The 21,135-nt window shown below is 67.8% G+C and carries 20 protein-coding genes; 6 read left to right on the top strand and 14 right to left on the bottom strand.

The features are described 5' to 3' along the window. Position 1 precedes the first annotated feature (1 nt). The 8 genes from denD to U5798_RS33155 form a co-directional block, all read right to left on the bottom strand. Positions 2 to 973 carry a D-erythronate dehydrogenase gene (gene denD / locus U5798_RS33190; protein WP_322084471.1) on the bottom strand — a complete coding sequence of 324 codons (972 nt, stop codon included), beginning with the start codon at positions 971 to 973 and terminating at the stop codon, positions 2 to 4. A 29-nt stretch (positions 974 to 1,002) separates the two neighbouring features. Beyond that, positions 1,003 to 1,779 carry a 2-oxo-tetronate isomerase gene (gene otnI, locus U5798_RS33185; RefSeq protein WP_322084470.1) on the bottom strand — a complete coding sequence of 259 codons (777 nt, stop codon included), beginning with the start codon at positions 1,777 to 1,779 and terminating at the stop codon, positions 1,003 to 1,005. Positions 1,780 to 1,846: 67 nt separating this feature from the next. Beyond that, positions 1,847 to 3,172, bottom strand: coding sequence for an MFS transporter (locus U5798_RS33180; RefSeq protein WP_322084469.1), 1,326 nt, complete (start codon positions 3,170 to 3,172; stop codon positions 1,847 to 1,849). Positions 3,173 to 3,322: 150 nt separating this feature from the next. Further along, on the bottom strand, positions 3,323 to 3,961 hold the full coding sequence (locus tag U5798_RS33175) for an aldolase (RefSeq protein ID WP_124456450.1): 639 nt from the start codon (positions 3,959 to 3,961) through the stop codon (positions 3,323 to 3,325). Beyond that, the gene (otnK, locus tag U5798_RS33170; RefSeq protein ID WP_322084468.1) at positions 3,958 to 5,259 is read right to left on the bottom strand and encodes a 3-oxo-tetronate kinase; all 1,302 of its coding nucleotides are present in this window, start codon (positions 5,257 to 5,259) and stop codon (positions 3,958 to 3,960) included. The genes U5798_RS33175 and otnK overlap by 4 nt, the downstream gene beginning before the upstream one ends. 19 nt (positions 5,260 to 5,278) lie before the next feature. Beyond that, positions 5,279 to 6,169 carry an L-threonate dehydrogenase gene (gene ltnD, locus U5798_RS33165; RefSeq protein WP_059239096.1) on the bottom strand — a complete coding sequence of 297 codons (891 nt, stop codon included), beginning with the start codon at positions 6,167 to 6,169 and terminating at the stop codon, positions 5,279 to 5,281. Between the two features lie 58 nt (positions 6,170 to 6,227). Further along, positions 6,228 to 6,932, bottom strand: a complete 705-nt coding sequence (locus U5798_RS33160; RefSeq protein WP_322084467.1) for a FadR/GntR family transcriptional regulator — start codon at positions 6,930 to 6,932, stop codon at positions 6,228 to 6,230. A 190-nt stretch (positions 6,933 to 7,122) separates the two neighbouring features. Beyond that, positions 7,123 to 8,190 carry a GlxA family transcriptional regulator gene (locus U5798_RS33155; protein WP_124456447.1) on the bottom strand — a complete coding sequence of 356 codons (1,068 nt, stop codon included), beginning with the start codon at positions 8,188 to 8,190 and terminating at the stop codon, positions 7,123 to 7,125. Between the two features lie 286 nt (positions 8,191 to 8,476). Here U5798_RS33155 and U5798_RS33150 point away from each other — a divergent pair, with 286 nt between their 5' ends. The 6 genes from U5798_RS33150 to U5798_RS33125 are packed head-to-tail and all read left to right on the top strand — an operon-like array spanning position 8,477 to position 15,510. After that, positions 8,477 to 9,862: an L-serine ammonia-lyase gene (locus tag U5798_RS33150; protein WP_124456446.1), complete on the top strand. Its 1,386-nt coding sequence runs from the start codon at positions 8,477 to 8,479 to the stop codon at positions 9,860 to 9,862. Between the two features lie 14 nt (positions 9,863 to 9,876). Beyond that, positions 9,877 to 11,121: a sarcosine oxidase subunit beta family protein gene (locus tag U5798_RS33145; RefSeq protein ID WP_006480591.1), complete on the top strand. Its 1,245-nt coding sequence runs from the start codon at positions 9,877 to 9,879 to the stop codon at positions 11,119 to 11,121. Between the two features lie 22 nt (positions 11,122 to 11,143). Then, positions 11,144 to 11,443, top strand: coding sequence for a sarcosine oxidase subunit delta (locus U5798_RS33140; protein WP_124456445.1), 300 nt, complete (start codon positions 11,144 to 11,146; stop codon positions 11,441 to 11,443). Next, positions 11,440 to 14,451: a sarcosine oxidase subunit alpha family protein gene (locus U5798_RS33135; RefSeq protein ID WP_322084466.1), complete on the top strand. Its 3,012-nt coding sequence runs from the start codon at positions 11,440 to 11,442 to the stop codon at positions 14,449 to 14,451. Before U5798_RS33140 ends, U5798_RS33135 begins: the two co-directional genes overlap by 4 nt. Then, a complete protein-coding gene (locus U5798_RS33130; RefSeq protein ID WP_322084465.1) occupies positions 14,441 to 15,073 on the top strand; it encodes a sarcosine oxidase subunit gamma in 633 nt (210 codons plus the stop codon). Before U5798_RS33135 ends, U5798_RS33130 begins: the two co-directional genes overlap by 11 nt. Next, positions 15,070 to 15,510, top strand: coding sequence for a dihydroneopterin aldolase (locus U5798_RS33125; RefSeq protein ID WP_322084464.1), 441 nt, complete (start codon positions 15,070 to 15,072; stop codon positions 15,508 to 15,510). The genes U5798_RS33130 and U5798_RS33125 overlap by 4 nt, the downstream gene beginning before the upstream one ends. 322 nt (positions 15,511 to 15,832) lie before the next feature. Here the strand turns inward: U5798_RS33125 and U5798_RS33120 are convergent, their stop codons facing one another. The 6 genes from U5798_RS33120 to U5798_RS33095 all read right to left on the bottom strand — a co-directional run bounded on the left by U5798_RS33120 (position 15,833) and on the right by U5798_RS33095 (position 20,993). Continuing rightward, entirely contained in the window at positions 15,833 to 16,534 is a 702-nt protein-coding gene (locus U5798_RS33120; RefSeq protein ID WP_322084463.1) for a lytic transglycosylase domain-containing protein, read from the bottom strand. Positions 16,535 to 16,752: 218 nt separating this feature from the next. Beyond that, positions 16,753 to 17,148 carry an NAD(+)--rifampin ADP-ribosyltransferase gene (arr, locus tag U5798_RS33115; protein WP_322084462.1) on the bottom strand — a complete coding sequence of 132 codons (396 nt, stop codon included), beginning with the start codon at positions 17,146 to 17,148 and terminating at the stop codon, positions 16,753 to 16,755. 32 nt (positions 17,149 to 17,180) lie between these two features. Then, positions 17,181 to 17,948 carry an ABC transporter permease gene (locus U5798_RS33110; RefSeq protein ID WP_322084461.1) on the bottom strand — a complete coding sequence of 256 codons (768 nt, stop codon included), beginning with the start codon at positions 17,946 to 17,948 and terminating at the stop codon, positions 17,181 to 17,183. Next, positions 17,945 to 18,898 carry an ABC transporter ATP-binding protein gene (locus U5798_RS33105; RefSeq protein WP_322084460.1) on the bottom strand — a complete coding sequence of 318 codons (954 nt, stop codon included), beginning with the start codon at positions 18,896 to 18,898 and terminating at the stop codon, positions 17,945 to 17,947. The genes U5798_RS33110 and U5798_RS33105 overlap by 4 nt, the downstream gene beginning before the upstream one ends. Then, a complete protein-coding gene (locus tag U5798_RS33100) occupies positions 18,895 to 20,073 on the bottom strand; it encodes an ABC transporter permease (RefSeq protein WP_322084459.1) in 1,179 nt (392 codons plus the stop codon). Before U5798_RS33100 ends, U5798_RS33105 begins: the two co-directional genes overlap by 4 nt. Further along, positions 20,070 to 20,993 (bottom strand): ABC transporter substrate-binding protein, encoded by a 924-nt coding sequence (locus U5798_RS33095; RefSeq protein ID WP_124456435.1) that lies wholly within the window; start codon positions 20,991 to 20,993, stop codon positions 20,070 to 20,072. The genes U5798_RS33100 and U5798_RS33095 overlap by 4 nt, the downstream gene beginning before the upstream one ends. Positions 20,994 to 21,135 lie beyond the last annotated feature (142 nt).

Here is a 21,135-nt window from a genome sequence, read left to right as displayed (position 1 = left end):
TTCAGCGCCGTTCGTCGGCGATATGGCTGCGGATCACGTCGGCGAACGACGTATCGCCCTTCAGCCCGAGCGCTTCCGCACGCGACGTGTCCCAGCGGCCCGGCCAGCTGCCGACGATCTTCTCGACACGCTCGTCGGGCGCATGGCGGATCAACTTCACGACGTCGTCGCCGGCGACTTCGCGCAGCGCTTCGATCATCTCGTCGACCGAGACCGACAAGCCCGGCAGGTTGATCACGCGCTTGTTGCCGAGCTTCGCGCTATCGATCTCGCAACCGGCGACGAGCGCTTCGATCGCGCCGCGCGGCGACAGCAGCCACAGCCGCGTCGAACCGGGCACCGGGCACACGCTTTCCTCGCCGTTCAGCGGTTCGCGGATGATGCCGCTCGCGAACGACGAGGCGGCGGCGTTCGGGCGGCCCGGCCGCACGCTGATCGTCGGCAGCCGCAGCACGCGGCCGTCGACGAAGCCGCGCCGCGCGTAGTCGCACAGCAGCAGCTCGGCGATCGCCTTCTCGGCGCCGTAAGACGATTGCGGGTTCAGCGCGGTGTCGTCCTGCACGACGTCGGGCAGCGCGCCACCATACACCGCGACGGAGCTCGTGAACACGACGCGCGGCTGGTGGCCGCGTGCACGGCACACTTCGAGCAGCGTGCGCGACGCGTCGAGGTTGATCCGCATGCCGAGATCGAAATCGGCTTCGGCCTGCCCGCTGACGATCGCCGCGAGGTGGAAGATCGCGCCCGTCTGCGTGTCGATCGCGCTTTCGAGCACCGTGCGATCGGCGATGTCGCCGACGATCGACGTCACGCGTGCATCGCCGAAGTCGCTGCCCTTGACGACGTCGAGCAGCACCAGCTCGTCGATCCTGCCGGTCCGGCCGTCGGGGCCGGTCAGTTCACCGCGCTCGAGCAGCTTGCGCGCGAGACGCTGGCCCAGAAAACCGGCGCCGCCGGTGATCAGTACTTTCATGTTCGTTGCCCTCTGAGGAATGCTTTGAATTACAGGTACGGCTTCAGCCAGCCGAGGCCTTCCGACGTGCCGGCCTTCGGGCGGTACTCGCAGCCGATCCAGCCGTCGTAGCCGAGCGTGTCGATCAGCGCGAACAGGTACGGGTAGTTGAGTTCGCCGATGTCCGGCTCGTGGCGCTCGGGCACGCCGGCGATCTGGATGTGGCCGATGCCCGCGAAATCGCGCTTCAGTTTCATCGCGAGATCGCCTTCGACGATCTGGCAGTGGTAGCAGTCGAACTGCACCTTCAGGTTCGGCGCGCCGACTTCCGCGCAGATCGCCTGTGCGTCGTCCTGGCGGCTCAGGAAATAGCCGGGCATGTCGCGCTGGTTGATCGGCTCGATCAGGATCGTGATGCCGTGCGCGGCGGCGGCCTGGGCCGCATGGCGCAGGTTCGCGAGGTAGGTGTCGCGATGGCGCGCACGGTCGGCGCCCGGCGCGACCATGCCGGCCATCACGTGCAGCTTCCTGTTGCCGAGCACGCGTGCATAGTCGAGCGCCTGGTCGATGCCACGGCGGAACTCGTCCTCGCGGCCCGGCAGCGACGCGATGCCGCGTTCGCCCGCGGCCCAGTCGCCCGGCGGCGCGTTGAACAGCGCCTGTTCGAGGTTGTGCGCGTCGAGGCGCGCGCGGATGTCCTCGGCGGCGAAGTCGTACGGGAACAGGTACTCGACGGCCTTGAAGCCGTCGTACGAGGCAGCGGCGAAGCGGTCGAGGAACGCATGCTCGGTGTACATCATCGAGAGGTTGGCGGCGAAGCGTGGCATGGCAGCGGGTCCTGTGAACGAGTGGGGCGGGGCGTCGTGCACCCCGCGTCGAATGAAGGCGGCCGGATCAGCGGTTCACGAGTTTCGCGGGCGTGAGCCACACGGCGATCGCACCGATCACGAGCATCGCGGCCAGCACGTACATGCCGGATGCGGTGCTGTGCGTGGCGTCCTTCAGGTAGCCGATCACGTACGGGCTCGCGAAACCGGCGAGGTTGCCGACCGAGTTGATGATCGCGATTCCGGCCGCGGCCGCGGAGCCCGCGAGGAACGCGGTCGGCAGCGACCAGAACAGCGGTGCGCAGGTCAGCACGCCGCCTGCCGCGAGCGACAGGAACACGATCGACACCGCCGTATTGTGCGAGTACGACGCGGCGACCGCAAACCCGACCGCGCCCATCAGCGCCGGCACGATCAGGTGCCAGCGGCGTTCGCGGCGCTTGTCCGCGCTGTGGCCGAACAGGTTCATCACGACGATCGCGACGACGAACGGGATCGCCGACAGCAGGCCGATCTGAAGCGTATCGGTGATGCCGGTCGATTTCACGAGCGTCGGCATCCAGAACGTGAGGCCGTACTGGCCCGTGACGAACGCGAAGTAGATCAGCGACATCCACCACATGCGCGGGTCCGAGAACACGGCCTTCAGCGAGTGGCCGTCCTTCTGCTGTTCCTGCGGCTGCGCGGCGATCTCGTCCTCGAGGAGCTGCTTCTCGCGCTCGTCGAGCCATTTCGCGCTGCGAATGCTGTTGTCGAGATACAGGATCGTCGCGATGCCGACCAGCACGGCCGGCACGGCTTCGATCATGAACATCCATTGCCAGCCGTGGAAGCCCGAGCCGCCGTGGAAGCGCTCCATGATCCAGCCCGACAGCGGGTTGCCGAAGATGCCCGACACGGGGATCGCGGACATGAACACCGCGATGATCTTCGCGCGGCGATGCGACGGGAACCAGTACGTGAGGTACAGGATCACGCCGGGATAGAAGCCGGCTTCCGCGAGGCCGAGCAGGAAGCGCAGCACGTAGAACTGCGTCGGCGTCTTCACGAACGCGAACAGCGCGGACAGCAGGCCCCACGTGATCATGATCCGCGCGATCCAGATGCGCGCGCCGATGCGGTGCATCAGCAGGTTGCTCGGCAGTTCGAACAGGAAATAGCCGACGAAGAAGATGCCCGCGCCGAGCCCGAACACGGTTTCGCTGAACGCGAGGTCCTGCGACATCTGCAGCTTGGCGAAGCCGACGTTCACGCGGTCGAGGTAGGCGACCACGTAGCAGAGCATCAGGAACGGCACGATGCGCCAGAACACTTTCTTGTAGGTGCGGTCGAGTTCGGCCGCACGGGCGGGCGCGGCGGGCGAGCGGCTTGCGGCCGCGTCGAGAGCAGTCATCGTCGTCTCCAATGATGTTATGTGCCGGTGGCGCGTACGCCGCCGGATCGTGTGTGTGCTGACGGAAGGGCCCGCGCACACGGCGGGCAGGAAATCGGTTTGCAGTCCTGCATGAAGAATTGCCGCACGATTCGTGCGATGTGCGCCGGGCTACCAGCGCGCGCCGAAGGTCCGGCGCAGTTCGTCGAGCGCGGCGTCGGGCAGCGGCTCGGGCTTCGGCTGCGTCATCAGCCACAGCCGCGCCGTTTCCTCGAGCTCTTCGAGTGCATACGACGCCTGCGATACCGACGGCCCCCACATCACGGGGCCGAGGCGGTCGAGCAGCACGCCGCGCACCTGGTCGGCCAGCGCCGCGACTTCGGCCGCGACGGCCGGGTCGCCGGGGCGGCGGTAGCGGATCAGCGGAATGTGGCCGACCTTCATCACGTAGTACGGCGTGATCGGCGGCAGCACGTCGGTGTCGCGCCACACGCCCGCGAGCGTCAGCGCGACGAGGTGCGTCGAATGCGTGTGGACGATGCCGTTCGCTTCCGCGTTGCGTGCATAGATGCCGCGATGCAGCGTGAGCGTCTTCGACGGCTTGCCGCCCGATACGGGCTGGCCGTCCGCGCCGACCTTCGCGATGTCGTTCGGGTCGAGCCGGCCGAGGCAGGCGTCGGTCGGCGTGATCAGCCAGCCGTCGTTCAGGCGCGCGCTGATGTTGCCGGCGCTGCCGACCGCATGGCCGCGCGCATACAGGCTCGCGCCGACCACGCAGATTTCTTCGCGCAGTTTCGCTTCGTCGCTCATCGTGCGGCTCCGTCCAGCGCGCGCAGCGCCTTGTCGAAAAAGTCCGTGGTGCCGAAGTTGCCGGATTTCAGCGCGAGGCCGAGCGGCTGCGCGTCGATGGTGGCCGTGGCCGGCACGCCCGGATCGATTTGCGCGCCGATCTGCAGCGCCTTCACGTCGAGCGCCTGCACGACCGCACCGGACGTTTCGCCGCCCGCGACGACGAACTTGCGCACGCCGAGTTCGCGCAGGCCGCGTGCGATCGCCGCGAGCGTGCTTTCGACGAGATGGCCGGCCGCTTCGACGCCGAGCGCCTGCTGCACGGTCTTCACTTCGTCGGGCGTGGCCGTTGCATAGATCAGCACGGGCTGCGGCAGGTGCGAGCGCGCGAAGGCGAGCGCCTGGTCGACGACGGGTTCGCCGCGCGCCGCCGCGAGCGGATCGATGCGAAAGCTCGGCCGCGTCGCGCGCCACGTGGCGACCTGTGCGTTGGTGGCCTTCGACGCGCTGCCGGCGAGCACGGCCGACAGCCCGTCGATGCGCGGCAGCGCCGCCGCGTCGTCGCGCTCGGGCAGTTGCTCCGCGCGGCGGAAATTCGCCGGCAGGCCGAGCGCGATGCCCGAGCCGCCGGTGACGAGCGGCAGGCCCGCGCACGCTTCGCCGAGCACGTAGAGGTCGCGGTCCGACAGCGCGTCGGCGATCGCGAAGCGCGCGCCTTCCGCGCGCAGCTGTTCGATCCGCGTACGGACGGCGGCCGCGCCGAGCGCGATCGTGTCGTAGCGGATCAGGCCGACCGCCGACTTCGTCTGCCGCTGCAGCACGCGCACGAGGTTCGCGTCCTTCATCGGCGTGAGCGGGTGGTGCTCCATGCCCGATTCGTTCAGCAGCACGTCGCCGACGAACAGGTGGCCGCGATAGATCGTGCGGCCGTTCTCGGGGAATGCCGGGCACGCGATCGCGAAGCCGCCGCCGGCCGCGTCGAGCAGCGCGTCGGCCACCGGCCCGATGTTGCCCGCGTCGGTCGAGTCGAAAGTCGAGCAGTACTTGAAGAAGAACTGGCGACAGCCTTGCGCGCGCAGCCATTCGTACGCGGCGAGCGATTGCGCGACGGCGTCGGCCGCGGGGATCGTGCGCGACTTCAGCGCGACGACGATCGCGTCGGCATCGGCTGCCGTGTCGAGCGCGGCGCCGTCGGCGGGCACGCCGATCGTCTGCACGGTGCGCATGCCGCTCTTGACGAGCATGTTCGCGAGATCGGTCGCGCCGGTGAAATCGTCGGCGATGCAGCCGAGCAGGGGACGGAAAGCGGAAGCGGTCATGGCAGGAACGTCGTTCGAATCAGCGGGCGGGCGGCAGCGTGATGCCGGGGAAAGTCTTGATTACGGCGGAATCGTCTTCGCCGCCGTGGCCGGCGCTCGACGCGCTCATGAACATCTGGTGCGCGGTAGCCGACAGCGGCAGCGGGAACTTGCTGCGGCGCGCGGTATCGAGCACGAGGCCGAGATCCTTCACGAAGATGTCGACGGCCGACAGCGGCGTGTAGTCGCCGTTCAGGATGTGCGGCACGCGGTTCTCGAACATCCACGAGTTGCCGGCGCTGTGCGTGATCACGTCGTACAGCGCGTCGGCGTCCACGCCTTCGCGCAGGCCCAGCGCCATGGCTTCGGCCGCCGCCGCGATGTGCACGCCGGCCAGTAGCTGGTTGATGATCTTCACTTTCGAGCCGATGCCGTGCGCGTCGCCGAGGCGGTACACCTTGCCGGCGATCGCGGCGAGCACGTCTTCGCAGCCCGCATAGGCCGCGGCCGGGCCCGACGTCATCATCGTCATCTCGCCGGAGGCCGCTCGCGCGGCGCCGCCGGACACGGGCGCGTCGAGCATCTGCAGGCCGGCGGCCTCGATGCGGGCGCCGAGCGCGACCGCGAATTCGGGCGCGACGGTCGCGCTCGCGATCACGACGCCGCCCGGCTTCATCGCGGCGACCGCGCCGTGTTCGCCGAACAGCACCGTTTCCGTTTGCGCGGCATTGACGACGAGCGTGACGACGACGTCGCACTGCGCGCCGAGTTCGGCCGGCGTCGCGCAGGCCACGCCGCCTTCGGCGGCGAACGCCTGCAGCACGGTATCGCGCACGTCGCATGCGTGGACGCGCAGGCCGGCGCGCAGCAGCGAGCGGGCGACGCCGAGGCCCATCGCGCCGAGGCCGATGACTCCAACATTTCGTGACATGGTCAACCTTGATCGATTCGGTAGAGGTTCTGGACAACGGCGGCGGGCGCCGCCGGCTTCAGCAGATGCCGGCTTCCGCGAGACGGCGGGCCGCGTTGTACATGTGCGTGCGTGCTGCGTTGCGGGCGGCCATCGGGTCGCGTGCGCGGATCGCGTCGGCGATCGCCGCGTGCTCCTCGCGCACCTGCCGCGAGAAATCCTCGCGCGTCGCTTCGTTGCTGCGCGTCACCTTCACGCCGGCTTCGAGGTACTGGTTCAGGAACTGCAGCGTCTTCAGGAAATACGGGTTGCCGGTGACGGCCGCGATCGTGCGGTGGAATGCGACGTCTTCCGCGACGCCGTCGCGCCCTTCGGCCACCGCATCGTCGATCTTGCGCAGCGCGTCGTCGATGTCGGCCATGTCGTCGGCGGTGTGGTGCAGCGCGGCTTCGGCCGCGACTTCAGCCTCGATCGCACGGCGCACCGCGAGCAGGTGCGGCAGCGAGCTCGCCTCGACGGCTTCCGCGTAGTCGATCCGCAGCGGCCGGATCGCGCCGTGCTGGTTCACGAACACGCCGCTGCCCTGGCGCGGCTCGACCACGCCTTCGTTCTTCAGCCGCGAGATCGCCTCGCGGATCACGGTGCGGCTCACGCCGAATTCCTGCGCGAGCACGGCTTCCGTCGGCAGCTTGCCGGTGGCCGAGAAACTGCCGACTTCGATCTGCTTGAGCAGTTGCTGCGCGACATGGTCGCTCATCGCACGGGCGGGGATTTTCTCGAACATGATGCTCAGGTTTGTAAGGTGATGTGGTCATCATACAAATTTGAATGAGCATCAGCATCCGGGATAACCCTCGATTTACTGTGGACAACGTCGGCGAAATTGAATGAAACCGGTTCCAAAAGCGACGAAACCGGCGCGAACGTGTGTCGTTCTACGATCGATCGGGAAAGGGGCGCGTGCCCCGCGGCCGTCAGTCGGCGATGTCCTCGACGGGGTCGGCCGTCGCCAGTTCGCCGGCCTCGGCGACGTCACCGCCACGCTCGCGATAGGTCGCCGGCGGCACGCCGAACTGCTTGCGGAATTCGCGCCCGAGGTGCGATGCGTCGGCGAATCCGCAGCTCGACGCAATGTCGGCCACCGTGCGGTCCGAACTCGTCAGCAGCCACGCGGCCGTGCGCAGCCGCACCTGCTTCGCGAACGCCTGCGGGCTCTTGCCCGTCTCGGCCTTGAACAGCCGCTCGAGCTGCCGCGTCGACAGGTCGAGCTTGCACGCGAGCTCCTCGAGCGGCAGCGCGCGCCCCACGTGCTGTTCCATCAGAAGAATCGCGCGCTTGACCTTCGGGTGCGTCGCCGGCTCGAGGCCTGGCGGATGCGGCTGCGGCGCATTGCCTTTCTGCATCTCGCCGACGAGCAGGATGCGCAGCGCCTTTTGCACCGTGGCGTGATCGAAATGGCGCAGCAGGATCGCGGCGGCGACGTCGATCGACGCGCGGCCGCCCGAGCAGGTGATTCGGCGCCGGTCGATCACGAACAGCCGGTCGGCGATCAGCAGGTCGGGATCGGCTGACGGAAAGCGCTCGATGAAATCCCAGTAGTGGAACCAGCTCACGCAGGTGCGGTAGCCGTCGAGCACGCCGGCGCGCATCAGCGTGAACACGCCGGTGCAGATGCCGACGACCGTTGCGCCGCCCGCCGCCGCGCGGCGGATGAAGTCGAGCGTTTCCGGCCCGGCCTGCGGCCCCGAATGCAGCAGCCCGCCGACCACCACCACATAGTCGAACGGCTCGGCCGCGTCGAACGTCTCCCACGGCGTGATCTGGATCCCGCAGCTCGCGCGCACCGGCGCGAGCGTCTCGCCGATCACGCTCCAGGCGCAGCGCACGGGCTTGCTGTAGTCGCCGTCGTCGGCCGACAGCCGCAGCATGTCGACGAAGCCGGAGAACGCCGTCAGCGTGAAGTTCGGCAGCAGCACGATGCCGAAGCGGATGCGCCGCGGCGCGGGTTCAGCGAGGGGGGAAGCGGGTACGTCGGGTGTCATCGCGGCCAATCTCGTCACGCCGGGCAGGCGGTCTCACTCGTTTCACACTGTTTGCGGGTTGCGGCTGCCGGAGGCGGCGCGGATGAAGCCAGCGTCGCCGATCGGCCCAGGCCGGACTTGTGGTTTTCCGTCGCGAACCATCGCCAAAACGCACTTTCGGGCCGGCCGGCACGGTGCTTGGCGGCGGTATCCCACGCCGATGCCGTTTTTGTTCTATCGGCCGATTTTACGCTTTGATGTACTGGTGCCCAACGTCATTCCACGCATGTCACCCTGAGGAAGCCAGATGAACGTCAGCGCGTTCGACCTGTTCAAGATCGGCATCGGCCCGTCCAGTTCGCATACGGTCGGCCCGATGATCGCCGCGTGCCGCTTCGCGTCGCACGTGGAGGACGCGAACCTGCTCGGCTTCGTGCGCCGCGTGCGGGTCGAGCTGTACGGCTCGCTCGGCGCGACCGGCAAGGGCCACGGCACCGACAAGGCCGTGCTGCTCGGCCTCGAGGGCCACCTGCCCGACACGATCGATCCCGACCTGATCGAGCCGCGCCTCGCCGCGATCCGCGCGGAAAAGTCGCTGTCGCTGCTCGGCAAGCAGACGGTGCGCTTCGAGGAAAAGGAGCACATCGGCTTCTTTCGCAAGCTGATGAGCGGCACGAGCATCGTGCACCCGAACGGGATGCGCTTCCAGGCGTTCGACGAGCATGGCCAGCTGCTCGTCGAGAAAGAGTATTACTCGGTCGGCGGCGGCTTCGTCGTGAACCGCGACGGCGATCGCGTGAACGGCGTGCGCGCGGCGGTCGAGGTGCCGTACCCGTTCCGCACCGGCGACGACCTGATGCGCCAGTGCCGCGAGCACGGGCTGTCGATCGCCGAACTGATGATGCGCAACGAATGCGCGCTGCGCGCCGCCGACGAAGTGCGCGCCGGGCTGCTCGCGATCTGGCGCACGATGGCCGCCTGCGTCGAGCGCGGCTGCAAGGTCGAGGGCGACCTGCCGGGGCCGATGCGCGTGAAGCGCCGCGCGGCCGAAATGAATCGCCACCTGCGCGCCCGTTCGGAAGAATCGCTGCGCGACCCGCTGTCGATGCTCGACTGGGTCAACCTGTATGCGATGGCCGTGAACGAGGAGAACGCTGCCGGCGGCCGCGTGGTCACCGCGCCGACCAACGGCGCGGCCGGCGTGATTCCCGCGGTGCTGCACTACTACGTGAAGTTCGTGCCGGGCTCGAACGAAGCCGGCATCGTCGAATTCCTGCTGACGGCCGCGGCGATCGGGATCATCTACAAGGAAACGGCGTCGATCTCCGGCGCGGAAGTCGGTTGCCAGGGCGAAGTGGGCGTCGCGTGCTCGATGGCCGCCGCCGCGCTCGCCGCCGTGATGGGCGGCACGCCCGACCAGGTCGAGAACGCGGCCGAGATCGGCATGGAGCACAACCTCGGGATGACCTGCGATCCCGTAGGCGGGCTCGTGCAGATCCCGTGCATCGAGCGCAACGCGATGGGCGCGATCAAGGCGCTGAACGCGTCGCGCATGGCGCTCAAGGGCAACGGCCAGCACTACGTGTCGCTCGATTCCGTGATCAAGACGATGCGCGAAACCGGCGCCGACATGAAGACGAAATACAAGGAAACGTCGCGCGGCGGTCTCGCCGTGAACGTCATCGAATGCTAACGAAGGACCACAACATGAGCCGCTACTCGATATTCAGCCTGTTCCGCAACGGTCTCTCGTATCACGAGAACTGGGAAAAGCAGTGGAAGAGCCCGGAGCCGAAGAAGGAATACGACGTCGTGATCGTCGGCGGCGGCGGCCACGGCCTCGCGACCGCGTACTACCTCGCGAAGGAACACGGCATCACGAACGTCGCGATCCTCGAGAAGGGCTGGATCGGCGGCGGCAACACCGCGCGCAACACGACGATCGTGCGCTCGAACTATCTGTGGGACGAATCGGCCGCGCTGTACGAGAAGGCGATGAAGCTGTGGGAAGGGCTGTCGCAGGACCTGAACTACAACGTGATGTTCAGCCAGCGCGGCGTGATGAACCTGGCCCACACGCTGCAGGACGTGCGTGACACCGAGCGCCGCGTGAACGCGAACCGGCTGAACGGCGTCGACGCGGAATTCCTGACGCCCGCGCAGATCAAGGAAATCGAGCCGACGATCAACCTGAACAGCCGCTACCCGGTGCTCGGCGCATCGATCCAGCGCCGTGCGGGCGTCGCGCGTCACGATGCGGTGGCGTGGGGCTTCGCGCGCGGCGCGGACCGCGCCGGCGTCGACATCATCCAGAACTGCCAGGTGACGGGCATCCGTCGTGAAGGCGGCGCGGTGGTCGGCGTCGATACGGTGAAGGGCTTCATCAAGGCGAAGAAGGTCGCGGTGGTCGCGGCCGGCAACACGACGACGCTCGCCGACATGGCCGGCGTGCGCTTGCCGATCGAAAGCCACCCGCTGCAGGCGCTGGTGTCCGAGCCGATCAAGCCGGTCGTCAACTCGGTGATCATGTCGAACGCGGTGCACGCGTACATCAGCCAGTCCGACAAGGGCGACCTCGTGATCGGCGCGGGCATCGACCAGTACACGGGCTTCGGCCAGCGCGGCAGCTTCCACATCATCGAAAGCACGCTGCAGGCGATCGTCGAGATGTTCCCGGTGTTCTCGCGCGTGCGGATGAACCGCCAGTGGGGCGGCATCGTCGACGTGTCGCCGGATGCATGCCCGATCATCACCAAGACCGACGTGAAGGGCCTCTATTTCAACTGCGGCTGGGGTACCGGCGGCTTCAAGGCGACGCCCGGCTCGGGCTGGGTGTTCGCGCACACGATCGCGCGTGACGAACCGCATCCGCTGAACGCGCCGTTCGCGCTCGACCGCTTCTACACGGGCCACCTGATCGACGAGCACGGCGCAGCCGCCGTCGCGCACTAACCGCACTGAAGGAGAAAGAAACATGTTGCTGATCGAATGTCCGTGGTGCGGGCCGCGCGCCGAATCCGAGTTCTCGTGCGGCGGCGAAGCCGACATCGTGCGCCCCGTCAACAACGAGAACATGACCGACCGTGAATGGGGCGAGTACGTGTTCATGCGCGAGAACAAGCGCGGGCTGCACAAGGAGCAATGGCTGCACACGCAGGGCTGCCGCCGCTGGTTCAAGGTCACGCGCGATACGGTGACCTACGATATCAAGGGCTACGAAAAGTTCGGTAGCGCGGCTGCCGGCAACGCACACGAAGAGGGTACGAGCAAATGAGCCAGAAAGACCGCCTCGGCACCGGTGGCCGCATCAATCGCGCGATTCCGTTGACGTTCACGTTCAACGGCCGCACGTATCAGGGCTTCCAGGGCGACACGCTCGCGTCCGCGCTGCTCGCGAACGGCGTGCACTTCGTCGCGCGCAGCTTCAAGTACCACCGTCCGCGCGGGATCGTGACGGCGGATGTGGCCGAACCGAATGCCGTCGTGCAGCTCGAATCGGGTCCGTACACGGTGCCGAACGCACGCGCGACCGAGATCGAGCTGTACCAGGGGCTCGTCGCGACGAGCGTGAACGCCGAGCCGACGCTCGAGAACGACAAGTACGCGATCAACCAGAAGTTCTCGCGCTTCATGCCGGCCGGGTTCTACTACAAGACGTTCATGTGGCCGCGCAACATGTGGCCGAAGTACGAAGAGAAGATCCGCGAAGCGGCCGGCCTCGGCAAGGCACCTGAAGTGCTCGACGCCGATCGCTACGACAAGTGCTACGCGCACTGCGACGTGCTCGTGGTCGGCGGTGGCCCGTCGGGCCTCGCCGCCGCGCATGCGGCAGCGACCGCCGGTGCCCGCGTGATCCTCGTCGACGACCAGCGCGAACTCGGCGGCAGCCTGCTGTCGTGCCGCGCGGAGATCGACGCGAAGCCCGCGCTGCAGTGGGTCGAGAAGATCGAGGCCGAACTGCGCAAGCTGCCCGACGTGACGATCCTGTCGCGCAGCACCGCGTTCGGCTACCAGGACCACAACCTCGTGACGGTCACGCAGCGCCTGACCGATCACCTGCCGGTATCGATGCGCAAGGGCACGCGCGAGCTGCTGTGGAAGGTCCGCGCGAAGCGCGTGATCCTCGCGACCGGCGCGCACGAGCGGCCGATCGTGTTCGGCAACAACGACCTGCCGGGCGTGATGCTGGCCGGCGCAGTCTCCACCTACGTGCATCGCTTCGGTGTGCTGCCGGGCCGCAACGCAGTCGTGTTCACGAACAACGACCGTGCGTACCAGACCGCACTCGACCTGAAGGCGTGCGGCGCGAAGGTGACGGTCGTCGATTCGCGTGCGTCGTCGAACGGCGCGCTGCCGGCCGCTGCGAAGCGGCAGGGCGTGACGGTGATGAGCGGTGCGGTCGTGATGGCCGCTTCGGGCAAGTGGCGCGTATCGTCGGTCGACGTCGCGTCCTACTCGAACGGCCAGACCGGCGGCAAGCTGCAGACGCTGCCGTGCGACCTCGTCGCGATGTCGGGCGGCTTCAGCCCCGTGCTGCACCTGTTCGCGCAGTCGGGCGGCAAGGCGTGCTGGAACGACGAGAAGGCGTGCTTCCTGCCGGGCAAGCCCGTGCAGGCGGAAGCGAGCATCGGTGCGGCAGCCGGCGAATTCGGGCTGGCCCGTGCGCTGCGGCTCGCGGTCGATGCCGGCGCGGAAGCCGCGAAGGCCGCGGGCTTCACGGCCGCGCAGCGCCCGGTCGCGCCGCAGGTCGCCGAAACCGTCGAAGGCGCACTGCAGCCGTTGTGGCTCGTCGGCAGCCGCGAGGCAGCCGCACGCGGGCCGAAGCAGTTCGTCGACTTCCAGAACGACGTGGCGGCCGCCGACATCCTGCTCGCGGCGCGCGAAGGCTTCGAGTCGGTCGAGCACGTGAAGCGCTACACGGCGATGGGCTTCGGCACCGACCAGGGCAAGCTCGGCAACATCAACGGGATGGCGATCCTCGCGGGCGCGCTCGGCAAGACGATTCCGGAAACGGGCACGACGACGTTCCGCCCGAACTACACGCCCGTGTCGTTCGGTACGTTCGCGGGCCGCGAGACGGGCGATTTCCTCGACCCGATCCGCAAGACCTGCGTGCACGAATGGCACGTCGAGCACGGTGCGATGTTCGAGGACGTCGGCAACTGGAAGCGGCCGTGGTATTTCCCGAAGAACGGCGAGGATCTCCATGCGGCCGTGAAGCGCGAATGCCTCGCGGTGCGCAACAGCGTCGGCATTCTCGACGCGTCGACGCTCGGCAAGATCGACATCCAGGGCCCGGACGCGGTGAAGCTGCTGAACTGGATGTACACGAACCCGTGGAACAAGCTCGAAGTGGGCAAGTGCCGCTACGGGTTGATGCTCGACGAAAACGGGATGGTGTTCGACGACGGCGTGACCGTGCGCCTCGCCGACCAGCATTTCATGATGACGACCACCACCGGCGGCGCGGCGCGCGTGCTCACGTGGCTCGAGCGCTGGCTGCAGACCGAATGGCCCGACATGAAGGTGCGGCTCGCGTCGGTCACCGATCACTGGGCGACGTTCGCGGTGGTCGGCCCGAAGAGCCGCAAGGTCGTGCAGAAGGTGTGCCAGGACATCGACTTCGGCAACGAAGCGTTCCCGTTCATGAGCTACCGGAACGGCACCGTCGCGGGTGCGAAGGCGCGCGTGATGCGGATCAGCTTCTCGGGCGAGCTGGCCTATGAAGTGAACGTGCCGGCGAACGCGGGCCGCGCGGTGTGGGAAGCGCTGATGGCGGCCGGCGCCGAGTTCGACATCACGCCGTACGGCACCGAGACGATGCACGTGTTGCGCGCGGAGAAGGGCTACATCATCGTCGGCCAGGATACCGACGGCTCGATCACGCCGTACGACCTCGGGATGGGCGGCGTCGTCGCGAAGTCGAAGGACTTCCTCGGCAAGCGCTCGCTCGCGCGGTCGGACACGGCGAAGGAGGGCCGCAAGCAGTTCGTCGGCCTCCTGACCGAAGACGAACAGTTCGTGCTGCCGGAAGGCGCGCAGATCATCGCCAAGGACACACAGGTGTCGGCGGTCGATCCGACGCCGATGATCGGCCACGTGACGTCGAGCTACTACAGCCCGATCCTGAAGCGCTCGATCGCGCTCGCGGTGGTGAAGGGCGGCCTGAACAAGATGGGCGAGAGCGTCGTGATTCCGCTGGCCAACGGCCGCCGCATCACCGCGAAGATCTCGAGCCCGGTTTTCTACGATACCGAAGGGGTGCGCCAGCATGTGGAATGAAACGAGAAACCAGACGCAGGTGGCGGGTGCGGGCGGCGTGACGCTTGAATCGCCGTTCGTCGGCGCGGCCGACGTGCTGAAGCCGCACCAGGCACGCGCATCGAAGAAGTTCGCGCTGCGCGAGCGGCCGTTCCTCGATCTCGTCAACGTGCGCGGCGAGTTGAGCGATCCGGCATTCGTCGCCGCGTTCGAGCGCGTGGTCGGCTGCCGGCCGCCCGCGGAGCCGAACACGGTTGCGCGCGGCGCCGAGTACGACGTGCTGTGGCTCGGCCCCGACGAGTGGCTCGTGCGCTCGAACGGGCCCGTGCCGGCCGGCGTGCTCGAAGCGAAGCTCGCGGAAGCCGTGCAGGGTTCGTATGCGGCGGCCGTCGATGTCGGCAGCGGCTATACGGTCGTCGAGATCAGCGGCGAACGCGTGCGCGACGTGATCGCGCGCGGCTGCCCGCTCGACCTGCATCCGCGCGTGTTCAAGCCGGGCCAGTGTGCGCAGTCGCACTACTTCAAGTCGCCGATCACGCTGATCCCGACCGGCGACGACACGTTCGAGATCGTCCTGCGCCGCAGCTTCGCCGACTATTTCGTGCGCATCATGCTCGACGCCGCGGCGCCGCTCGCATCATGAAGCCGTTCGACGAACCGTTCGTGGCGATCGACGCGCCGCGCCTGCGCGGGCGCGGCTGGAGCGTGTTCGTCGACGAACTGAAAGTGCCCGCGCGGATCGGCATTCATGCGCACGAGCATGAAGCGCCGCAGCCGATCGTGATCGATGCGCGGCTCGGGTATCGCTGCGAGCCGAGCGAGCAGGGCGAGTGGATCGATTACGACGGCTATTGCGCGCGCGTCGCGTCGTTCCTGTCGCACAAGCCGCATACGCGGCTGCTCGAAACGCTCGTCGCCGATATCGCGGTGCTGTCGTTCCGTGAATGGCCGGCGCTGGAATCGCTGACGCTGTCGGTGTACAAGCCGAAGATCCGGCCCGGCACGAGGCGCGTCGGCGTGTCGCTCGACTGGACGCGTGGGGATTACCTGCGGTGGACGGGGGCGGCGGGGCAGCTTTGATCAAAGGGGGCTGGATCAAGGCGCGAGGGAGGTGATCCGGCGACTCCATGGGACGGCGGCGCGAATGCGCCGCCGTACTCGTTTACCGTTCCTGAAATATGAGAATAATGGGTCGCCGCCGGCCTTTGGTGCTTTTATTCCTGAAATATCGGAACAATTGGCGATCTGGCCGACGAGCGATATGGCACGGCCGGCGGTCAGTTCGGCTGCGTCAGTCGACGACGGCGAAAGCCGATACAGGGCCGGCCGACAGCGCAGCCATGGCGAGCAGCCGGGCCGCGCAGCGTCGGACCGGAGCCGTGCGAATGCGGGTGGCCATTGCTTACTTCGCGTTGCGGTTCGCGGCCGGCGCCGCTGACGGATCGCTGACCGGCACCATGTGCGCCTTCCCATTGTTCGCATTGTTCGCATCGCTCGCGGTATTCGCGCTTTTCGCATCGTCCTCGGGTTCGAGCACGAACCGGAACGAATCGACCCGCTGCATCACTTTCGCCGCATACGCACTGGATCCGCCGCTGTAGCTCCTCAACCCTGCCTGCACGTTGCCGCCGGCCGCCTTCACGTAGCCCGACAGAATGCGCGAGCCGGCTTCGACGTTCGCATTCGGCTCGGTCAGGTCCTTCACGTTGCGCAGCATGCCGCGGTGCGCAGACGGCACGACCTGCATCAACCCGGTCGCGCCGTGCTGGCCGCGCGCTTTTTCCTGGAAGCGCGATTCGATCGAAATAATGGCGTAAACGAGTGCCGGCGGCAGCGAATATTTCGTCGCAGTGACGCTCACGATATCGGCGAGCTTCGCGGCGCGTTCTTTCGCGACGCCGAATTTCTTCGTCAGGTAGGACGTGATGCGGCGGTTTGCTTCGTTCGGCTGATCGTTGGCATCCGCGAGCGGCGCGGAGGCGACGGGCGGCGCCGATGCGACCGCTTCGGGCGCCGATGCAGGCAGTGCGGGCGCTTGCTGCGCCGATGCCTGTTGCGCGATGCCGAGCGAAAGCACGATCAGCCAGAAGAACCGTCGTCGCATGGTCGAGTGCGGGGAAATGGGAGGCGCATAGTATATCGACCAATCGCGGCGAGTGGTCGAGCGCCGGCTCGAATGAAAGCGATGTGTAGGTTTGTGGCTTTCGCAACGATCGATGCACCGATCGTTGCGCGGACACGCATCGGAGTCCGGATCATGGGTTCGCTTGTCCCGTTCCGCCTGTAGTCCTGGCCCTGTACGCGGATCGGCCGAACGGAACGCTAGTTGATGATCTCGCCCATGCCGGTTTCGATGCGGATCCTGAGTTGCCGGATGAACTCTGGATCGTAGGGTTCCCAGCTATCGAGTTCGCCGACGATTTTCAACGGCAGTGTGCTTCGATACGATCGCGTCGGATTGCCCGGGAATTTCTTGTCCGTGACGTTCGGGTCGTTTTCGAATTCCCCGGTGGGCTCGACGACGTAAACCCGCGGCTTGCCGTCGCCCCTGGCCATTTCCGCCGCAAGGCCGGCGCCTTTGGACAGGGCCGTGAAATAAATGTGATTCATCACGACACTGTCCCGATAATTCGACCTGAAGCCTGCTGTCAGCAAGTCGCCGATCCGCAAATTCGCTTTCGTGCCATGAAAAAACGGGCCGGTGTCCAGGGCAGCCATGGTTGCTCCTTCGAAAAATTTCGCAACGGCTTTTACGCGCGCCGTGCGCTCGCCACCCGCGCAAGCGCGCCGATCGCATCGCTGACGAGCACCGCGAGCAGCCCGACGATCACGCCGCCTTGCAGCACGAATGCGGTATTCGACGTCTGCAGGCCCGCGATGATCACGTCGCCGAGCCCGCGCGCGGCGACCGTCGAGCCGATCGTCGCGGTGCCGAGATTGATCACGACCGCGAGCCGGATCCCGTTGACGATCACCGGAAACGCGAGCGGCAGCTCGACCGACACCAGTTGCTGCCAGCCGCTCATCCCCATTCCACGTGCGGCATCGACGACGTCGCGCGGCACGTCTTCGAGCCCCGCGATCGTGCTTTCGAAAACCGGCAGGAGCCCGTACAAAACGAGCGCGATCAACACCGGCTTCAAGCCGAAGCCGACGGCCGGCACCGCGAGCGCGAGCACGGCGACGGGCGGGAAGGTCTGGCCGATATCGACGACGCTGCGTGCGAGCGGCAGGAAATCCGCGCCGGCCGGCCGCGTGACCGCGATGCCGGCCGCGACCGCGACGATCGTGCCGATCAGGCTCGACAGCGCGACCGTGCCGAGATGCGCGAGCGTGAGATCGAGCAGGCTCGCACGATCGTAGATCACCGGTGCGCCGTTGTCCGCGAACGGCGCGAACAGGCCCTGCAGCCACGCGGGGCGCAACAGCAGCACGAGCAGCAGCGCGAGCGCCGCGGCGCGCGCGACGTACGCGGGAAGTGCCGAGCGCGTGGATCGCACGCTGCCGTGCGCCGTCATGCAGGCTTCCTCGCGTGCGCACGGATCGCGTCGAGCGTGATGCGGCGCGCGCCGTGTCCGTGGCGGTTGCCGTCGGCCGTATCGTCGACGGGCAGCGCATCGACACCGCGCCACAGCAGCTCGGACACCGCGTCGCGCAGCGTGCGCGTCGCGGCGATCGGTTCACCGTCGGCATGGCCGGGTTCGGCCACCGTATCGATCGGCGTCAGCGCGAGCAGGCGCAGCGGCCGGTCGACGCCCGCGACGAGCTGCTCGACGACGCCGGCTGCCGGCTTGCCGAGAATCTCGGCCGGCGTCGCGACCTGCAGCAGCCGGCCGCCGTCCATCACCGCGATCGTGTCGCCGAGCTTCAGCGCTTCCTCGATATCGTGCGTGACGATCACCACCGTGATGCCGAGGCGGCGCTGCAGCGCGAACAGGTCGTCCTGCGCCTTGCCGCGAATGATCGGGTCGAGCGCGCCGAACGGTTCGTCCATCAGCAGCATCGCCGGCTCGGCCGCGAGCGCGCGTGCCACGCCGACGCGCTGCTGCTGGCCGCCCGACAGTTCGTGCGGGAGTTTGCCCGCGAACTCGGCCGGCGCAAGGTGGAACAGGTCGAGCAGCTCGTTTACGCGCGCGTCGATGCGATCGGCGGCCCAGCCGAGCAGGCGCGGCACGGTCGCGATGTTGCGCGCGACGCTCCAGTGCGGGAACAGCCCGTGCCCCTGGATCGCGTAGCCGATGCCGCGCCGCAACTGCTCGGGCGCGACGGTCGCCGTATCGACGCCGTCGATGCGGATCGTGCCGCTGGTCGGCGCGATCAGCCGGTTGATCATGCGCAGGAGTGTCGACTTGCCGCTGCCCGATGCGCCGACGAGTGCGGTGATGGTGCCGCGCTCTATCGTCAGCGACACGTCGTCGACGGCGACCACGTCGCCGAAGCGTTTGCCGGCCCGTTCGATCTCGATCATGCGGTACGTCCCTTCGCGAGCGACGTCGCGGCTTCGAACACGACGGCGGCCGCCAGTGCGAGCGCGATCGTCGGGATCGCGCCGAGCAGCACGAGATCGGCGGCCGATTGCCCGATCCCCTGGAAGATGAAGGTGCCGAACCCGCCGCCGCCGATCAGCGCGGCGACCGCGGTCAGGCCGATGTTCTGCACGAGCACGATGCGCAGGCCGCTCAGGATCACCGGCAGCGCGAGCACGAGATCGACGCGCAGGAGCCGCTGCGCACGCGTCATGCCCATCGCGCGTGCGGCTTCGGTCACATGCGGCGGCACCTGCCCGAGCCCGACCACGACGCTCGATGCGATCGGCAGCAGCGAATACAGGAACAGCGCGAGCACGGCCGGTGCGATGCCGATCCCGCGGATGCCGAGCGCGGCCGCGAGCGGCACGTGCGCGGCGAGCAGGCCGAGCGGCGCCATCATCAGCCCGTACATCGCGATGCTGGGGATCGTCTGCACGACATTGAGCACGGGCATCGCGATGGTGCGCACCGTCGAGATGCGTGCGCAGGCGATACCGAGCGGCAAGCCCGCGACGAGCGCGGCGGCGACCGATCCGCCCGCGAGCGACACGTGGCGGATCGCCTCGCGCCAGAAATCGTCGCTGCGCACCGCGTATTCGCGCATCACGGAGAGGCTGTCCCACCAGCCGCCGGCGAGCGGCACCGAAATCGCTGCTATCGCGACGACGAGCGCGACGAGCCGCCGCCACGGGCCGAACGCGAGCCGTGCGAGCGCGTCGGCGATGAGCACGGACCACGCGAACAGCAGCAGCCAGACGCCGGCGTCGGGGGAGACGCGCGCGAGCATGTCGTCGGGTGCGACGACGTGCGTCGCGGCCGCGCCGACCGCATACGCGAGCGTGGCGAGCCCCGCGCAGCCGGCCGCGAGCCGCCGCGCGGGACGGCTCGCCGTCATCGCCCACAGCGCGCCGACGGTCCACAGTGCGGCGAGCGCGGCGCCCTGCACCGGCGGCAGCGCGGCGAACACCGACAGCCCGGTGCCGGCCGCGATCCGGTTCGGCCGTAGCACCGCGAACGGCAGGCCGAACACGGCGACGATCGTCAGTACCCCGATCAGGATGCCGACCTTGTCGAGCGTGACGCGCCGCGCGGACGCCGCCGCGCGCTCGGTCATTTCACGAAGCCCTTCGCTTTCAGGTAGCTTTTCGCGACGCCGGCGGCCGGCTCGCCGTTGATCTGGATGCGGGCGTTCAGCGACTGCAGCGTCTTCAGGTCGAGGCTCGCGAATACCGGCTTCAGGTAGTCGGCGATCTGCGGATGCGCTTTCAGCACGGCTTCGCGGATCACCGGCGCCGGCGCGTAGACGGGCTGCACGTGCTTGTCGTCGTCGAGCACCGCGAGGCCGCTCGATGCGATGCCGCCGTCGGTGCCGTAGACCATCGCGGCGTTCACGCCGTCGGTCTGGTTCGCGGCGGCCTTGATCGTCGCGGCCGTGTCGCCGCCGGACAGCACGACGAGCTGCTCAGGCTTCAGCTTGAAGCCGTACGCCTTCTCGAACGACGGCAGCGCGGACGCGCTGTTCACGAATTCGGCCGATGCCGCGAGTTTCACCTTGCCGCCGCCGGCCACCCACTTGCCGAAATCGGAGAAGGTCTTCAGGTGCTGCGACTGCGCGACAGGGGCGAGCAGTGCGACGCCCCAGGTGTTGTTCGCGGGCGCCGGCGCGAGCCACACGAGATGGTTCGCCGCGTAGTCGAGCTTCTTCGCGGTGTCGTAGCCTTGTCCGGCGTCCTTCCACGCGGGGTCGTCGGCCTTGTTGAAGAAGAACGCGGCGTTGCCCGTGTATTCGGGGTAGATGTCGATCTCGCCGCTCGTGAGCGCCTTGCGCACGATCGGTGTCGTGCCGAGCGCGATCTTTTCGGTGACCGGAATGCCGTGGGCTTTCAGCACCTGCGCGATGAGATTGCCGAGCAGGTTGCCTTCGGTGTCGATCTTCGACGACACCACGACGGGTGTGTCGGCGTGTGCGCCGGGCGCGACGAGGGCGGCGGCGAACGCGAGGCCCAGGATCCGGGCGGGCAGGGCGAGCTTCATCGGGGCCAATCTCCAGGACGGGGGCGTACGCCGAAAGTTACTTGACTGAGCCGGCTTTGGCAAACCGCGTGCGGCGGCGTGCCCACAGCCGGTGTGGGGATAACCCGCATCCGTCACGCGCGCTTGTTACACTGAAATTCGT

It is taken from the genome of Burkholderia sp. BCC1972 (assembly GCF_905339605.1).
Lineage (GTDB): Bacteria > Pseudomonadota > Gammaproteobacteria > Burkholderiales > Burkholderiaceae > Burkholderia.
This window is presented reverse-complemented; position numbering and strand designations above follow the sequence as displayed.

Bases quoted from the DNA above. Each gene is read 5' to 3' on its own strand.
- denD (WP_322084471.1), bottom strand. From the start codon at position 973: ATGAAAGTACTGATCACCGGCGGCGCCGGTTTTCTGGGCCAGCGTCTC.
- otnI (WP_322084470.1), bottom strand. From the start codon at position 1,779: ATGCCACGCTTCGCCGCCAACCTCTCGATGATGTACACCGAGCATGCG.
- U5798_RS33180 (WP_322084469.1), bottom strand. From the start codon at position 3,172: ATGACTGCTCTCGACGCGGCCGCAAGCCGCTCGCCCGCCGCGCCCGCC.
- U5798_RS33175 (WP_124456450.1), bottom strand. From the start codon at position 3,961: ATGAGCGACGAAGCGAAACTGCGCGAAGAAATCTGCGTGGTCGGCGCG.
- otnK (WP_322084468.1), bottom strand. From the start codon at position 5,259: ATGACCGCTTCCGCTTTCCGTCCCCTGCTCGGCTGCATCGCCGACGAT.
- ltnD (WP_059239096.1), bottom strand. From the start codon at position 6,169: ATGTCACGAAATGTTGGAGTCATCGGCCTCGGCGCGATGGGCCTCGGC.
- U5798_RS33160 (WP_322084467.1), bottom strand. From the start codon at position 6,932: ATGTTCGAGAAAATCCCCGCCCGTGCGATGAGCGACCATGTCGCGCAG.
- U5798_RS33155 (WP_124456447.1), bottom strand. From the start codon at position 8,190: ATGACACCCGACGTACCCGCTTCCCCCCTCGCTGAACCCGCGCCGCGG.
- U5798_RS33150 (WP_124456446.1), top strand. From the start codon at position 8,477: ATGAACGTCAGCGCGTTCGACCTGTTCAAGATCGGCATCGGCCCGTCC.
- U5798_RS33145 (WP_006480591.1), top strand. From the start codon at position 9,877: ATGAGCCGCTACTCGATATTCAGCCTGTTCCGCAACGGTCTCTCGTAT.
- U5798_RS33140 (WP_124456445.1), top strand. From the start codon at position 11,144: ATGTTGCTGATCGAATGTCCGTGGTGCGGGCCGCGCGCCGAATCCGAG.
- U5798_RS33135 (WP_322084466.1), top strand. From the start codon at position 11,440: ATGAGCCAGAAAGACCGCCTCGGCACCGGTGGCCGCATCAATCGCGCG.
- U5798_RS33130 (WP_322084465.1), top strand. From the start codon at position 14,441: ATGTGGAATGAAACGAGAAACCAGACGCAGGTGGCGGGTGCGGGCGGC.
- U5798_RS33125 (WP_322084464.1), top strand. From the start codon at position 15,070: ATGAAGCCGTTCGACGAACCGTTCGTGGCGATCGACGCGCCGCGCCTG.
- U5798_RS33120 (WP_322084463.1), bottom strand. From the start codon at position 16,534: ATGCGACGACGGTTCTTCTGGCTGATCGTGCTTTCGCTCGGCATCGCG.
- arr (WP_322084462.1), bottom strand. From the start codon at position 17,148: ATGGCTGCCCTGGACACCGGCCCGTTTTTTCATGGCACGAAAGCGAAT.
- U5798_RS33110 (WP_322084461.1), bottom strand. From the start codon at position 17,948: ATGACGGCGCACGGCAGCGTGCGATCCACGCGCTCGGCACTTCCCGCG.
- U5798_RS33105 (WP_322084460.1), bottom strand. From the start codon at position 18,898: ATGATCGAGATCGAACGGGCCGGCAAACGCTTCGGCGACGTGGTCGCC.
- U5798_RS33100 (WP_322084459.1), bottom strand. From the start codon at position 20,073: ATGACCGAGCGCGCGGCGGCGTCCGCGCGGCGCGTCACGCTCGACAAG.
- U5798_RS33095 (WP_124456435.1), bottom strand. From the start codon at position 20,993: ATGAAGCTCGCCCTGCCCGCCCGGATCCTGGGCCTCGCGTTCGCCGCC.